Raw genomic sequence first — 15,327 nt, 5'->3', positions numbered from 1 at the left:
GCGCCGCTCAGGAGGCCGGTGCGTCGAGGTAATCCAGGCTGGCCTGCAGCATCGAGGCCATGCCGATCTTCAGCGCATCCTCGTCGAGGAAGAATTTCGGCGAGTGGTTGGCCGGCGCCTTCGAGGCGTCCTGGCCGACTGGCGTGGCGCCGACGAAGAAATACACGCTCGGCACTTCCTGCGCGAAGTAGGCGAAGTCCTCCGAGGCCATCCATGGCTTCGCCTCGATCACGTGCCCGGCGCCGATCGCCTTGCGCAGGCTGTCGCGCACGCGCGCGGCCAGCGCGGGGTCGTTGACCAGCACCGGGTTGCTGTCGCCGACCGGGATCTGCTCTTCCACGGTGGCGCCGTTCGCCGCGGCGAGGTGCTCGGCGATGCTTTTCAGGTTGTCGATCGCCTGCTGGCGCATGCCGGCGTCGAACGTGCGCAGGGTGCCCTGCAGCTCCACCTTGTCCGGCACGATGTTGTAGCGTGAGCCACCCTCGACGATGCCGAAGCTGAGCACCGCCGGCAGCGTGCCGATGTCCAGCTTGCGGCTGACGATGGTCTGCGCGGTGCTGATGATCTCGGCGGCGGTGACGATCGGGTCGACCCCGTTCCACGGCATCGCGCCGTGGGTCTGGCGCCCGTGCACCACCATGCGGAACCAGTCCGAGCCGGCCATCGTCGGCCCCGGCCGCACCGCCACCGTGCCCACGTTGAGCGCGCTGACCACGTGCATGCCGAACATCGCGTCCGGCTTGAACCGCTTGAACAGGCCTTCCTTCAGCATCAGCGGGGCGCCGCCTTCCTCGCCCGCCGGCGCGCCTTCCTCGGCCGGCTGGAACACGAACAGCACCGAGCCGTGCAGCTGCTTCTTCATTCCGGCCAGAGCCTGCGCCATGCCCAGCAGCATCGCGGTATGCGCGTCGTGGCCGCAGGCGTGCATCACCCCGACGGTCTTGCCGCGGTACTCGCCCTTCGCCTTCGAGGCGAACGGCAGGTTCACCTCCTCGGTCACCGGCAGGGCGTCCATGTCGGCACGGATCGCCAGTCGGGGCCCGGGCAGGTCCCCCTTCAGCAGGCCGACCACGCCGGTGTGCGCGATGCCGGTGTGCACTTCCAGCCCCAGCTTCCTCAGCTCCTGCGCCACCAGCGCCGAGGTGCGCACCTCGCGGTTGCTCAGCTCGGGGTGCTGGTGGATGTCACGCCGCCACGCGATGACCTGCGGCAGCTCCTGCTGCGCCATGGCCTGTGCGCCGGAAGCGTCGGTGGCGTGCAACGGTGCGATGGCGGTGGCGGCCAGCGCGATGGCGAGGGCGAGGACGGTGCGGTGCATGGATGTCTCCGTGGCGGGGATGGTCGAGGTGGGCGCGCGGCAGCCGCGACGCCGGCTCAGGGCACGATGCTGAAGTCGATCTCGATCGGGTAGGGAGTCGGCGTGGCGGGCGGCGGCGGCAGCATCCCGCTGGCAAACCGGCCGGCCATGCAGGTGGCGACCGGTGTCGGCGGCAGCACCTCGATCCGGGTCGGCTTGCCGTCGGCCTGGACGTCGGCGACCAGGGTGAACGGCGACTTGTCGGCCGGCGCATGGCGGGCGATGCAGCCTTTCAGCGCCGCGGCGGTGGGCGCGGTGATCCGGTCCCACAGCTGCTTCTGGTAGGCCGGCCCGGTGGCGGCGGCCTCGGCCAGCCGGCCCTGCGTCACGCGCGTACTGAAATCCTGGCCGGGCGGCAGGCCGGTGGCGGCCTGCAACAGGGCGACGGCAAGCGGAAGAAACATGGGTGGCTCCGGCAGCGATCCTCAGCCGGCACGGTAGCAGTTCATTCGGGCCGATGGTCCAGCGCCAGGTATTCCTCGCTCTGCATCTCGATCAGGCGCGACTCGGTACGGCCGAACTCGGCGCGCAGGCGTTCGCCGTCGTACAGATCGGTGATCGGCGCGGCGGCGGACAGCACCAGCTTGACGTGGCGGTCGTAGAACTCGTCCACCAATTGCACGAAACGCTTGGCGGCGTCCTCGCTGTAGACGGTGAACTGCGGCACGTTGGCGACGATCACCGTCGGGCCGGCCTTGGCCAGCGCGATGTAGTCGGCCACCGCGCGCGGGCCTTCGCACAGTGCGGCGAACTCGAACCAGACGATGTCGTCAGCGCGCTTGACGAACGGGATCGCGCGGCCGTTGACGTGCAGGCTGCCGTGCTCCTGCACGTGGCCGCGGGCCTGGCCGGCGAAGATGCGTTCCAGCGCGCGGTGCGCCTCGGCACCGGGCGGGGTGAGGTAGACCGAGGCCTGGGTCAGCGCGCGCAGGCGCCAGTCGTGCGCGGAGGCCATCTCGACCACGTGGCAGTGCCGCTCGATCAGCGCGATCGCGGGCAGGAAACGTGCGCGCTGCAGGCCGCCCTTGTACAGGTTGGTCGGTGCGGTGTTGGAGGTGGTGACCAGGGTGACGCCGCGCGCGAACAGCGCGTCGAGCAGGCCCGACAGGATCATCGCGTCGCCGATGTCGTTGACCAGGAACTCGTCCAGGCACAGCACGCGGCAGCGCGCGGCGAGGCCGGCGGCCACTTCCGCCAGCGGACTCTGCCGCTCGCCCAGTACGCGCAGGTGCTCGTGCACCTCGCCCATGAAGCGGTGGAAGTGCCGGCGCAGCACCACGCCGTGCGGCAGGCTGGCGGCGAACAGGTCCATCAGGAAGGTCTTGCCGCGGCCCACCGTGCCCCACAGGTACAGGCCCGGCACCGCCTCGGGCGGGTCGTTGCCGAGCAGGGATTTCAGGCGGCCGAGCAGGCCGCTGCCGTTCGCCGGCCCGGTGCACAGCGCCGCGTGCATGCGGTCGAATTCCGGCAGCAGCGCCAGCTGGGTCGGGTCGGATTCCCAGCGATGCGCGGCGACGCCTTCGAGGTAGCGCGCGGTGGGCGCTGGCGAGGGGGTTTCACTCATGGAGCGGACGGGTCTTCGGAAAGGGGCGGTGGCCGGCGTCAGCCGCGCCGCAAGGGTGGCAGCCAGCCGCGTATCGCGTGCCTGATCGCGCCGCGCAGGTCCATCAGCCGGCGATGGAAGAAGTGGCTGGTCTCGGGCATGCGCACCAGTTCGGGCCGATGCTCCAGCGTCCCGGCCCAGTCGAACACCGCCTGCGGCTCGACGATCTCGTCGGCTTCGCCCTGCACGATCAGCCACGGGCAGGTCGGCAGCGCGACCGCGTCGAACGGCCAGCGCCCCACCGGCGGTGCGATGCTGACCAGTGCGTCGGCGCGCAGGCGCACCGCGTTGGCGATGGTCACGTAGCTGCCGAACGAGAAGCCGGCCAGCCACAGCGCGTCGTGCGGGCGCATGCGGCGCACCCAGGCCACCACGGCGGCCAGGTCGTCGCTTTCGCCGTGGCCATGGTCGTACTCGCCGCGCGAATTGCCGGCGCCGCGGAAGTTGAAGCGCACGGTGTCCAGGCCGGATTCGCGCAGCGCGCGCTCGGCCATCGTCACCACCTTGTTGTGCATGCTGCCGCCCTCGGTCGTGAGCGGATGGCAGATCACCGCCACGCCGCGGCGCGCGCAGGCCGGTTCGGCGATGTCGCTGATCGTCTCCAGCTTGCCGGCGGGACCGTCGAGCATGAAACTGGCGGCGATATCCGGAAAGCCGGCAGGTGCGGCGGGGAGCTCGGTGGGCGTCATGCAGGCGATGATAACCGCCGGGCGGCTCGGTTGCCGCGGACGGCGCGGATGAACCACCTGGCCCACGTGCTGCTGGCGGGCGACGACGAGGCCCTGCGGCTGGGCGGCATGCTGGGCGATTTCGTGCACGGGCGGGCGGAGGCGCTGGCATGGCCGCCGCGCGTGGTCGAGGGGATCCGCCTGCATCGCGCGATCGACGTCTACACCGACGCCCACCCCGAGGTGCTGGCGGCCCGGGCGCTGCTGCCCCCGCCGTATCGCCGCTATGCCGGGATCCTGCTCGACATGTGGTTCGACCACTGCCTGGCGCGGGATTTCCCGCAGTGGAGCGCGCAGCCGCTGCCGGCGTATGCCGCCGCCCTGCGTGCCCAGCTGTGGCGGCAGGATGCGTTGCTGCCGGACGGCCTGCGGCGGTTCCGTGGCTACATGGAGCGCCATGGCCTGCCTGCCGGCTACGCCGACCCCGCGATGCTGGGCGAGGCGCTGGGCGGCATCGGGCAGCGCCTGAGCCGCGGCAATCCGCTGGGTTCGGCGCTGCCCGTGCTGCTGGAGCGGGACGCCGCCCTGCAGGAGCGCTTCGAGGCGTTCTTTCCGCAGTTGCGGGAGTTCGCGCGGGAGTGGATCGGCATGCATGCGCAGTGAGTGGGTGTACTCGCTCCCCCTGCGCGGGCAGGGGGAGGGTTGGGCGACTGAAGGGATTCCTTCAGGCGAGGGGTGTTTTTGATCTTCCCCGTAACGTGCTACCCCCTCCCAACCTCCCCCTGCTTTGCAGGGGGAGGGGCAAACGAAAACGCCGCCCGAAGGCGGCGTTTGAAGAAAGCTTGTTGGATCAGGCCAATTACTTGGCCTGATCGGCGATCCAGTGCACGGCGTTGGTCACCTGCTCGGTGGTGAGCGCCGGGTTGCCGCCCTTGGCCGGCATGAAGTTGCCGTCCGGGCCATGGTAGCCCTCGATCGCATGCTTGACCAGGGTGTCGATGCCCTGGGCGAGGCGCGGGGCCCAGGCGGCCTTGTCGCCCACCTTGGGGGCCCCGGCCACGCCGGCGGTGTGGCAGCTGGTGCACAGGTGATCGAAGATCGCCTTGCCGTCGGTGGTGCCGCCGTAGGCGACCTGCGAGGCGGCGGCCTTGGCGGCGGCATCGGCGGCGGCCTGCATCGCGGCGCGGCCGGTGTCGCCGGCGTACACCGCGCCGGCCGGCGCGATCCGCGCGGCGACCATGGCCGGCTGGTTCGGGTTGGATTCCTTCGGCTCGTGATCGTGGATCGCCAGCGCTGTGAAGATCAGTACCACCGTCAATACCGCCAGACCCCCGATCATGATCGAGAACTGGCGCAGGACGCTCTGATCGGATTTGCTCATGGGACCGCTCACGCACGTACTCCTGTCAGTGGGCCGGACGGAACGCCACGATGGCTGCCCCGGCCTGCCTGAATGGCCTGTTGCTTGTGTCGCGCCGGCGCGATGGTTTCGCCCCGGCGTGGGTCGCCGCGAGTGGGTGCACGGCGTGGATCGCATCTGCCGGCTGGCCCGTTCACGGATCGGGCAGCCGAACCAGTCGCGGATTATAGACGAAGCGCGCGGCAAGTTTCAGGCCTCCGTGGCGATCCGTCGCCATGCCGCGGCGGCCGGTGCCGGGCCGGGAAAGGGCCAAAGCCGGCCGGCCACCCTGCCATCGGTCATGGCGCCCCCCTGTCAACCGGCATTGTTCAATGCCGTTCAACTGCGCCTATGCTCCCCCCGCCAGGCGCCACCCGCGCCGACTGAAAGACGCCAGTCACATCACCGACGCATGCCGCGTGGTGGAGTGCCGGCCGAACGCACCGTTTAGCCCAGGAGTTTCGCATGTCGCGTTTTTGGAAGATCGCGTTGATCGTCATTGCCGTGATCGTGGTGGCCGGTGTGGGATTTCGCCTGCTGCACAAGCCCGCCGGCCAGGGGTCGGCAGCGACGGCCGCCGGCAAGGGCAAGGATGGGAAGGACGAGACGCCGCCGGTGCCGGTCACCGTGGTGCCGGTGGTCAAGCAGAACGTGCCGGTCTACCTGACCGCGCTGGGCACGGTGCAGGCGCTCAACACGGTCACCGTGAATCCGCAGGTGGGCGGCCAGCTGCTCAGTCTGGAGTTCACCGAAGGCCAGCCGGTGAAGAAGGGCCAGCTGCTGGCGCAGATCGACCCGCGCACCTACCAGGCCACCTACGACCAGGCCGTGGCGAAGCAGCGCCAGGACCAGGCGCTGCTGGCCACCGCCAGGAGCAACCTGCTGCGCAGCCAGGACCTGGCCGCCAAGGGCTACATCTCCAAGCAGGAACTGGACACCCTGCGCAACACCGCCGCGCAGTACGAGGCGGCGGTGGCGGCCGACGCGGCCAACGTGCGCGATGGCCAGGTGCAGCTGAACTACACCCGCGTGCTGTCGCCGATCGACGGCCTGGCCGGCATCCGCGCGGTCGACCCCGGCAACGTGGTCACCACCTCCAGCGCGATCGTCACGCTGACCCAGCTGCATCCGATCAACGTGATGTTCACCCTGCCCGAGCAGAACCTTGACCTGGTGCGCCGCGCCGCCGCGCAGGAAGGCGCCGCGCTGCAGGTGACCGCGCTGGACCGCACCGACGCGCACCCGATCGCCAGCGGCGGCGTGCTCAAGGTGGTCGACAACCAGATCGACACCAGCACCGGCACGTTCCGCCTGAAGTCGGAGTTCCCGAACGCGAAGAACGAGCTGTGGCCGGGCCAGTTCGTCAATGTGCAGCTGCTGGTGAACACCGTCGACGGCGGCCTGGTGATCCCGGCGCAGGCGGTGCAGCGCGGGCCCGACGGGGATTACGTGTACCAGGTGCAGGCCGACAGCACGGTCAAGATGCAGCCGGTGCAGGTGGCCGGCGAGGTGGGCGACAGCCACGTGATGATCGGCAGCGGGCTCATGGCCGGCGACCGGGTGGTCACCGAGGGCCAGTTCCGGTTGAAGCCGGGCAGCAAGGTCAACGCGCTGAAGCCGGGTGAAGTGCCGGCGGCGCCGACCGCGGCCGAGCTGGAGAAGGCCAAGCAGAACAGCAAGAACGGTGGCGGTCGCCGTCGCGGCTGAGCGGCCGCGTGCCGGCCCTGCATGACACCGCCGTCGCGTGAACCCGGCCGTGCCCTGGCCATGATCGCGGCGGAAACCGCACCTACACGTTACGGATAGCCATGGGATTCTCGACACTCTTCATTCGCCGGCCGATCGCCACCTCGCTGCTGATGGTGGCGGTGCTGCTGCTCGGCATCCTCGGCTACCGCCAGCTGCCGGTCTCGGCGCTGCCGGAGATCGAGGCGCCGAGCCTGGTGGTGAGCACGCAGTACCCGGGCGCCAGCGCCAGCACCATGGCCGCGCTGATCACCACCCCGCTGGAGCGCAACCTGGGGCAGATCTCCGGGCTCACCATGATGAGCTCGGATTCCTCCGCCGGGCTGTCCACGATCATCCTGCAGTTCGCGATGGACCGCGACATCGACATCGCCGCGCAGGACGTGCAGGCGGCGATCAACCAGGCCAAGGGCACGCTGCCGGGCAACCTGCCGTACCCGCCGGTGTACAACCGGGTGAATCCGGCCGACGCGCCGATCCTCACCCTCAAGCTCACCTCCGACAGCCGCCAGCTGCGCGAGGTGAACGACCTGGCCGACTCGATCATCGCGCAGAAGCTGTCGCAGGTGCAGGGCGTGGGCCTGGTCTCGATCGCCGGCAACGTGCGCCCCGCGGTGCGCGTGCAGGTGAACCCGGCGCAGCTGTCCAACCTCGGCCTGACCCTGGAGGACGTGCGCAGCGCGCTGACCCAGGCCAACGTCAACGCGCCCAAGGGCACGCTGAACGGCAAGACGCAGAGCTACTCGATCGGCACCAACGACCAGCTGAAGGACGCGGCCGAGTACAAGAACACCATCATCAGCTACAAGAACGGCTCGCCGGTGCGCCTGTCCGACGTGGCCAACGTGGTCGACGGCGTCGAGAACGACCAGCTCGCCGCGTGGGCGGACGGCAAGCCGGCGGTGCTGCTGGACGTGCGCCGCCAGCCCGGCGCGAACATCGTGCAGACGGTGGAGCAGATCCGCAACGTGCTGCCCGAGCTGCGCAGCGCGCTGCCGGCCGACGTGCACCTGGACGTGTTCGCCGACCGCACGGTGACCATCCGCGCCTCGGTGCACGACGTCGAGTTCACCCTGATCCTCACCGTGTTCCTGGTGGTGGGCGTGATCTTCGTGTTCCTGCGCCGGCTGTGGGCCACGGTGATTCCGTCGGTGGCGGTGCCGTTGTCGCTGCTGGGCACGTTCGGCGTGATGTCGTTCACCGGCATGTCGCTGGACAACCTCTCGCTGATGGCGCTCACCGTGGCCACCGGCTTCGTGGTGGACGATGCGATCGTGATGATCGAGAACATCGTGCGCTACATCGAGCAGGGCCGGGATGGCAAGGAGGCGGCCGAGGTCGGCGCGAAGGAGATCGGCTTCACCGTGCTGTCGCTGACCGTGTCGCTGGTGGCGGTGTTCCTGCCGCTGCTCTTGATGCCCGGCGTCACCGGCCGGCTGTTCCACGAGTTCGCCTGGGTGCTGACCATCGCGGTGACCATCTCGATGCTGGTGTCGCTGACGCTGACGCCGATGATGTGCGCCTACCTGCTCAAGCCCGACCAGCTGCCCGAGGGCGACGACGCGCACGAGCGCCACTTGGCCGCCGGCAAGCGCACGGTGTGGTCGCGCACGGTCGGCGTCTACGAAAGCTCGCTGGACTGGGTGCTGGGCCACCAGCGCCTGACCATGCTGGTCGCCGGGGCCGCGGTGGTGCTCACCGTGTTCCTGTACATCGTGATCCCCAAGGGCCTGCTGCCCGAGCAGGACACCGGCCTGATCACCGGCGTGGTGCAGGCCGACGACAACATCGCGTTCCCGCAGATGGAAGACCGCACCCGTGCCGTCGCCGAGGCGCTGCGCAAGGATCCCGCGGTGGCCGGCGTGGCCGCCTTCATCGGCGCCGGCACGATCAACCCCACGCTCAACCAGGGGCAGCTCAGCATCGTGCTGAAGGACCGCGGCGAGCGCGACGGCCTGGACGCGCTGCTGCCGCGCCTGCAGCACGCGGTGGCCGGGATCCCCGGCGTGGCGCTGTACCTGAAGCCGGTGCAGGACGTGACGCTGGACAGCCGCGTCGCCGCCACCGAGTACCAGTACTCGCTGTCCGAGGTGAACGCGGCCGAGCTGGCCGGCTACGCCAACCAGATGACCCAGGCGATGCGCCAGCGGCCGGAGCTGGCCGACGTCGACAACAACCTCGCCAACAACGGCAACGCGCTGAAGCTCGCCATCGACCGCGAGAAGGCCAGCCGCCTCGGCGTGCCGGTGCAGACCATCGACGACACCCTGTACGACGCGTTCGGCCAGCGCCAGATCTCCACCATCTTCACCCAGCTCAACCAGTACCGCGTGGTGCTGGAGGTGGCGCCGGAGTTCCGCACCAGCGACGACCTGCTGACCAAGCTCACCGTGCGCGGCAACGGCAACGGCGCGCTCACCGGCAGCAACGCGACCAGCTTCGGCCAGCTGAAGTCGAGCAACTCGGCGACGCCGTCGGGCATCGGCAACACCGGCAACATCGGCTTCCAGATCGGCGCGGGCGGCAACATCCCGCTGTCCGCGCTGGTCAGCGCGCGGGTGACCAGCGCGCCGCTGGTGGTCAGCCACCAGCAGCAGCTGCCGGCGGTGACGCTGGCGTTCAACGTGGCGCCGGGCTACTCGCTGTCCGACGCGGTGGCGGCGATCCACCAGGTCGAGCGGCAGCTGGACTTCCCGCCGCAGGTGCGCGGCGAGTTCGTCGGCAAGGCGGCCGAGTTCACCTCCTCGCTCGGCGACGAAGTCCTGCTGCTGCTGGCCGCGATCGTGGTGATCTACATCGTGCTGGGCGTGCTGTACGAGAGCTACATCCATCCGCTGACGATCATCTCCACGCTGCCGCCGGCCGGCGTCGGCGCGCTGCTGGCGCTGATCATGTTCGGCATGAGCCTGTCGGTGGACGGCATCGTCGGCATCGTGCTGCTGATCGGCATCGTGAAGAAAAACGCGATCATGATGATCGACTTCGCGATCGAGGCACGCCGCACCGGACTCAACGCGCGCGATGCGATCCGCCGCGCCTGCCTGCTGCGCTTCCGTCCGATCATGATGACCACCGCGGCGGCGATGCTCGGCGCGCTGCCGCTGGCGCTGGGCAACGGCATCGGCGCCGAGCTGCGCCGGCCGCTGGGCGTGTCGATCGTGGGCGGCCTGCTGCTGTCGCAGCTGGTCACGCTGTACACCACGCCGGTGATCTACCTGTACATGGAGCGCTTCTCCGACTGGCTGGAAGCGCGCCGCGAACGGCGTGCGCTGGCCCACGCCCAGGCCCGCAGTGCGGCGTGAGTCCGCTGTGTCCCGCTCCCTCCCCTGCCTGCAGGGGAGGGTTGGGGTGGGGTCGCTCTTCGCCGCAAAGTCAAAAGCACCCCCTCCCCACCTCCTCCTGCTGCGCAGGGGGAGGTGCCGTGCTTTGCTCCCTCCCCTGCTCGCAGGGGAGGGCCGGGGTGGGGTCGCTCTTCGCGCAGCCTCGCGATCAACCTTTCCTCGGCCCGGACGTTGAGGGTGGGATGATTTGTCCCCGCACCCCCGTCCGTCCCCGTCCGCGTTGAATCCATGAACCTCTCCGGCACCTTCATCCGCCGCCCGATCGGCACCTCGCTGCTGGCGATGGGGTTGTTCGTGGCCGGCGCGATCGCCTACTTCCTGCTCGGCGTGGCGGCGCTGCCGAACATGCAGTTCCCGGCGATCTTCGTGCAGGCCAGCCAGGCCGGCGCCGATGCCAGCACGATGGCCTCCACCGTGGCCGCGCCGCTGGAACGCCACCTGGGTCAGGTGCCCGGCATCGACACCATGCGCTCGTCCAGTTCCGAGGGGCGCAGCTTCGTGTTCATGATGTTCCGCACCGGCACCGACCTGGATGCCGCCGCCCGCGACGTGCAGGCGGCGATCAACGCGGCGGCGCCGGACCTGCCCAGCGGCCTCAACGGTGCGCCCAGCTACCAGAAGGCGAATCCGAACGACGACCCGATCATCGCGCTGGCGCTGACCTCGGACACGCAATCGGCGGCCGACCTGTACAACCTGTCCGACACCCTGCTGGCGCAGCGGCTGCGCCAGCTGCCGGGCGTGTCGTCGGTGGAGATCGCCGGCGCGGCCACGCCGGCGGTCCGCGTCGACGTGAACCTGCGCGCGCTGAATGCGATGGGCCTGTCGCCCGACCAGCTGCGCAATGCGCTGAGCGCGGCCAACGTGACCTCGCCGGAGGGCTTCCTGTCCAACGGCACCACCACCATGTCGATCAGCGCCACCGCCCAGCTGCACGGCGCGGAGGACTTCGCCCAGCTGGTGATCGCCAGCCACAACGGCACGCCGGTGCGGCTGGCCGACGTGGCCCACGTCTACGCCGGCCAGCAGGACGCCTACCAGGCCGCCTGGTTCCACGGCAAGCCGGCTGTGCTGATGTACGTCTACAAGAAGGCCGACGCCAACATCATCGCCACCGTCGACCTGGTCAAGGAACAGCTGCCGATGCTGCGCGGCTACCTGTCGCCCGGCACCGTGCTGAGCCCGTTCTTCGACGGTACGCCGACCATCCGCGCCTCGCTGCACGAGGTGCAGGCCACCTTGCTGATCTCGCTGGCGATGGTGGTGCTGACGATGGCGCTGTTCCTGCGCCGGCTGGCGCCCACGCTGATCGCCGCGGTGGCGGTGCCGCTGTCGCTGGCCGGCGCGTTCGTGGTGATGTACATCCTCGGCTACACGCTGAACAACCTCACCCTGCTGGCGCTGGTGATCGCGATCGGCTTCGTGGTCGACGACGCCATCGTGGTGATCGAGAACATCATCCGCCACATCGATGCCGGCATGACGCGGATGGAGGCGACGCTCGCCGGCGCGAGGGAGATCGGCTTCACCATCGTCTCGATCACCGTCTCGCTGATCGCGGTGTTCATCCCGCTGCTGTTCGCCGGCGGCATCACCGGCATGTTCATGCACGAGTTCTCGGTGACCCTGGTGGCGGCGATCGTGGTCTCGGCGACGGTTTCGCTGACGCTGACGCCGGCGCTGTGCGGGCGATTCCTCGGCGGGCATGCCGCGAAGCCACAGGCGCCGCCGTCGCGGCTGGCCCGCGTGCTGGACGGTTTCCACGCCGGCATGCTGCGCGCCTATACCCGCGCGCTGGATTTCTCGCTGCGCCACGCGCTGGCGTTCTCGCTGACTCCGCTGGTGCTGATCGTGGCCACGTTCTACCTGTTCGGCGTGGTCAAGGCCGGCCTGTTCCCGGCGCAGGACACCGGCCTGATCTGGGGCCGCGCCACCTCCAGCGCCACCGTGTCGTTCGGCGAATCCGAGCAGCGCCTGAAACGGCTCACCACCATGCTGATGGCGGACCCCGACGTCGCCACCGTGGGCTCGCGCCTGGGCAGCAGCCGGCAGGGCACCAGCGGCTCGTTCAACATCGACCTGAAGAGCCGCGCCGACGGCCGCCAGGACGATACCTTCGCGGTGCTGGCGCGGCTCAGCGCGAAGGCGGCGCACTATCCCGACCTCAACCTGCGCCTGCGCCCGGTGCAGGACCTGCCCAGCGGTGGCGGCGGCACCAGCCAGGGCGCGCAGTACCAGGTCTCGCTGCAGGGCAACGACCTCGCCAGCCTGCAGGCGTGGCTGCCGAAACTGCAGGCCGAGCTGAAGAAGAACCCCAGGCTGCGCGACGTCGGCACCGATGTCGACGAGGCCGGCCTGCGCCAGAACATCGTGATCGACCGCGACAAGGCCGCGCGGCTCGGCGTGTCCGTCGGCGCCGTCGACGGCGCGCTGTACGACGCGTTCGGCCAGCGCCAGGTGTCCACCATCTATTCGGATATCAACCAGTACCAGGTGGTGGTCAACGCGCTGCCGGTGCAGACGGCCACGCCGGAGGCGCTCAACCGCATCTACGTGCGCTCGAGCGGCGGCAAGATGATCCCGATCACCGCCTTCGCGCGGCAGGAGCCCGGGGTGGCACCGTCGCGGATCACCCACGAAAACCAGTACACCACGATGGACCTCAGCTTCAACCTCGCCCTTGGCGTGAGCATGGGCGAAGCGATGGCGCTCATCCAGGCCACCGTGCAGAACATGCGCATGCCCGGCGACATCCGGGTGAAGATGGGCAGCGACTTCCGCCGTTTCCAGCAGTCGCAGAGCGGCATGGGCTGGCTGATCCTCGCCGCCGTGCTCACCGTCTACATCGTGCTCGGCATGCTGTACGAGAACCTGGTCCATCCGGTCACCATCCTTTCCACCCTGCCGGCCGCCGGCGCCGGCGCATTGCTGGCGCTGTGGATCACCGGCACCGAACTGTCGGTGGTGGCGCAGATCGCGCTGGTGCTTTTGATCGGCATCGTCAAGAAGAACGCGATCATGATGATCGACTTCGCTCTGGTCGCCGAGCGCGAACACGGCAAGAGCCCGCTGGAAGCGGCGCGCGAGGCGTGCACCGTGCGCTTCCGCCCGATCATGATGACCACCATGGTCGCCATCCTCGCCGCGCTGCCGATCGCCATCGGCCTCGGCGAAGGCAGCGAGCTGCGCCGTCCGCTCGGCATCGCCCTGATCGGCGGCCTGCTCATCTCGCAGAGCCTCACCCTGCTCAGCACCCCCGCGCTGTACGTGATCTTCTCGTGCCTCGCCGAGCGGCGAAGAGCGTGGTGGGCGCGGCGACAGAGGCGCCATCCGATGGTAGCCCGCCCCGGCATCGGTTGATACGGCCGCTTCTCGCGACACCCAGCTGAACGCTTTGCCGCCACACTCACAACCCGTTAACCGCAAGGTGGTTACCACTGATCCCGTTCGCGGACGGAGTGGCGTGCGCTGGGCGACGAGGCCGGCAACGCTGATTTTCCGATGTGCGGGGCCGAGCGAGCTCCATCGCGCTGGGTGCGTCGCCAAACACTTCTACGGCAATACGAACGCGTGGAAGCGGATCCTCGACGCCAACCGCGGCCGACTCTCCGATCCGGACCGGATCAGGAGCGGCCGGGTCCTGAAGATTTCCGCCAAGTCCTGAAGCAGGAGGTAGCTCCATGAAGATCACTCGCCAACCCCTGGTCCTTGCCGCGTCGCTGGCTGCGATGCTGGCCTTGAGCGCGTGCGGCAAGAACGACGAATCGACGGCGCCGGCGCCATCGCGTACGCCGCCAACCACGGCGACGGCACCGACGCCCGCGGTAGCGCCGCCACCCGCCTCGACGGCGCCGACGGCCGTGAACAACAGCGCGCCCACCGGGGTCAGCGTCGGCTCGGTGGAACTGGGCTCGACGGTCGATGCCAACAACAGGATTCTCGCCAGCGGCACCAGTTTCGCGCCGAAGGATCCCATCTACGTCTCGGTCGACACCACTGGCAAAGGCACCGCGACGCTAGCGGCGAAGTGGACCACCCAGGACGGACAGATGGTGCACGAGGACAGCAAATCCCTCGACGCCGCGGGGCCGCAAACCACCGCGTTCATGATCAGCAAGCCCGACGGTTTCCCCACCGGCAGCTACAAGGTGGAGATCTCTTTGAACGGCAACCAGGTGGCCAGCAAGGATTTCTCGGTGAAGTAAGTTGCGGTAAGTGAGGGCGCGTCGCCGCCGACGCGCTACGCTTCAATGCTTCAATGAGGCCGCAGCTCTTCGCTGCGGATCACGGCGGATGATCGAGCGCGCATGGATCTCGGCGTGTTCTTCCTCGGCGGTTTCGGCATCGGGCAGGTCGCCGGAAGGTTTGTCCACCCGCTGGTGCTTGTGGCGTCCTTCCACGGTGTCCGCCGAATCGGCCCACTCGCCTTGCACCCATTCCAGGTAAGCCAGGCGCGGACAGTAAACGTGCTCGTTGAGCGTGCGCACCGGAATCGGCGGTTGATCGCCGCCCAGCTCCGGAAACGGAAGTTCGAGATCCCCCTGCTTCGGTTCCATCGAAAGCCGCTCCTCATGGCGTTCGCCGATCCGTATCCGGGTTTTACTCCCGCGCGGCTGGGGCGACAACTTCTTGCGCCATGGTGTGACGGCTTCAATCGCCGATCAGGGCAGCCAATTGATCGCGCGCCGTGCGCGGCAGCTTGAGTTCGGTGGCGATGGCCGGCCAACGGGCCACGGCGTCGCGCACCTCGGCCTCGATGGCGCCATGCCGCTCGCAGTGCAAGCTGCCGATCGCCCGGTTGGCCCGAGCTGGCGTCGTCCAGTACCACTTCCAGCACGGTTTCGGAGCGCGCTCACGACTTGCGCCTGCCGCGTGGCGCGCCCACCTGGCGAATGTCCTGCAGACGGCGGCCGAGTTCGTCTTCCTTGGCCAGGAGGTCGAGGTCGTGATCCAGCCCCAGCACCTCCATCGTGCGCATCAAAGTGGCCAGACTGCTCGAACCTTCGCCTTGCTCCAGCTTGCGGAAGGTGGGCAACGACACATCGGCCCGCGCCGCCAGCGCCGCCTGCGTCATGCGCCGCCGCAGGCGCGCCGCGCGCAACCGGGCGCCGAGCGCTGTGAGGCGCTCGACGGCGGTGGGGAAGATGGGTGGGGTGCGCTTTGGCATAGGAAATAAAATATGCTTTTAATAAACATAAAGCAATTTTATTTTC

General features: G+C 69.1%; 13 protein-coding genes. 5 read left to right on the top strand and 8 right to left on the bottom strand.

Annotation, left to right across the window (positions count from 1 at the left end; genetic code table 11):
• Positions 1-7: 7 nt before the first annotated feature.
• From AC1Q5A_RS14860 to AC1Q5A_RS14845, 4 genes are read right to left on the bottom strand one after another with little or no spacing between them, the layout of a single operon-like run.
• Entirely contained in the window at positions 8-1,318 is a 1,311-nt protein-coding gene (locus AC1Q5A_RS14860) for an amidohydrolase (RefSeq protein ID WP_492701950.1), read from the bottom strand.
• 56 nt (positions 1,319-1,374) lie between these two features.
• Positions 1,375-1,761, bottom strand: a complete 387-nt coding sequence (locus AC1Q5A_RS14855; protein WP_492701948.1) for a peptidase C13 — start codon at positions 1,759-1,761, stop codon at positions 1,375-1,377.
• A 41-nt stretch (positions 1,762-1,802) separates the two neighbouring features.
• A complete protein-coding gene (gene zapE / locus AC1Q5A_RS14850) occupies positions 1,803-2,921 on the bottom strand; it encodes a cell division protein ZapE (RefSeq protein WP_492701946.1) in 1,119 nt (372 codons plus the stop codon).
• Positions 2,922-2,959: 38 nt separating this feature from the next.
• Positions 2,960-3,649: an alpha/beta hydrolase gene (locus AC1Q5A_RS14845; protein ID WP_492701944.1), complete on the bottom strand. Its 690-nt coding sequence runs from the start codon at positions 3,647-3,649 to the stop codon at positions 2,960-2,962.
• Positions 3,650-3,697: 48 nt separating this feature from the next.
• On the opposite strand from AC1Q5A_RS14845, the gene AC1Q5A_RS14840 reads away from it, so the two are divergent.
• Complete coding sequence (locus AC1Q5A_RS14840; RefSeq protein ID WP_492701942.1) at positions 3,698-4,291, top strand: acyl carrier protein phosphodiesterase; 594 nt, start codon at positions 3,698-3,700, stop codon at positions 4,289-4,291.
• A 196-nt stretch (positions 4,292-4,487) separates the two neighbouring features.
• Here AC1Q5A_RS14840 and AC1Q5A_RS14835 read toward each other — a convergent pair whose 3' ends face one another.
• Positions 4,488-5,009 (bottom strand): c-type cytochrome, encoded by a 522-nt coding sequence (locus AC1Q5A_RS14835; protein WP_492701940.1) that lies wholly within the window; start codon positions 5,007-5,009, stop codon positions 4,488-4,490.
• A gap of 483 nt (positions 5,010-5,492) precedes the next feature.
• On the opposite strand from AC1Q5A_RS14835, the gene AC1Q5A_RS14830 reads away from it, so the two are divergent.
• The 4 genes from AC1Q5A_RS14830 (at position 5,493) to AC1Q5A_RS14815 (ending at position 14,319) form a co-directional block, all read left to right on the top strand.
• The gene (locus AC1Q5A_RS14830) at positions 5,493-6,734 is read left to right on the top strand and encodes an efflux RND transporter periplasmic adaptor subunit (RefSeq protein WP_492701938.1); all 1,242 of its coding nucleotides are present in this window, start codon (positions 5,493-5,495) and stop codon (positions 6,732-6,734) included.
• 101 nt (positions 6,735-6,835) lie between these two features.
• Positions 6,836-10,075, top strand: a complete 3,240-nt coding sequence (locus AC1Q5A_RS14825) for an efflux RND transporter permease subunit (RefSeq protein WP_492701936.1) — start codon at positions 6,836-6,838, stop codon at positions 10,073-10,075.
• 267 nt (positions 10,076-10,342) lie between these two features.
• A complete protein-coding gene (locus tag AC1Q5A_RS14820) occupies positions 10,343-13,474 on the top strand; it encodes an efflux RND transporter permease subunit (protein WP_492701934.1) in 3,132 nt (1,043 codons plus the stop codon).
• A gap of 320 nt (positions 13,475-13,794) precedes the next feature.
• Entirely contained in the window at positions 13,795-14,319 is a 525-nt protein-coding gene (locus AC1Q5A_RS14815; protein WP_492701932.1) for a hypothetical protein, read from the top strand.
• Between the two features lie 42 nt (positions 14,320-14,361).
• Here the strand turns inward: AC1Q5A_RS14815 and AC1Q5A_RS14810 are convergent, their stop codons facing one another.
• The 3 genes from AC1Q5A_RS14810 to AC1Q5A_RS14800 all read right to left on the bottom strand — a co-directional run bounded on the left by AC1Q5A_RS14810 (position 14,362) and on the right by AC1Q5A_RS14800 (position 15,281).
• Positions 14,362-14,670, bottom strand: a complete 309-nt coding sequence (locus AC1Q5A_RS14810; RefSeq protein ID WP_492701930.1) for a CRISPR-associated protein Cas4 — start codon at positions 14,668-14,670, stop codon at positions 14,362-14,364.
• Positions 14,671-14,764: 94 nt separating this feature from the next.
• Positions 14,765-14,896 (bottom strand): hypothetical protein, encoded by a 132-nt coding sequence (locus tag AC1Q5A_RS14805; RefSeq protein ID WP_492701928.1) that lies wholly within the window; start codon positions 14,894-14,896, stop codon positions 14,765-14,767.
• Positions 14,897-14,966: 70 nt separating this feature from the next.
• Complete coding sequence (locus AC1Q5A_RS14800) at positions 14,967-15,281, bottom strand: helix-turn-helix domain-containing protein (protein ID WP_492701926.1); 315 nt, start codon at positions 15,279-15,281, stop codon at positions 14,967-14,969.
• Positions 15,282-15,327 lie beyond the last annotated feature (46 nt).

Source organism: Rhodanobacter sp. GW835-FHT13D09, assembly GCF_058793995.1.
Note: the sequence above shows the minus strand (reverse complement) of the source record. Positions and strands in the feature narration are given on the sequence as shown.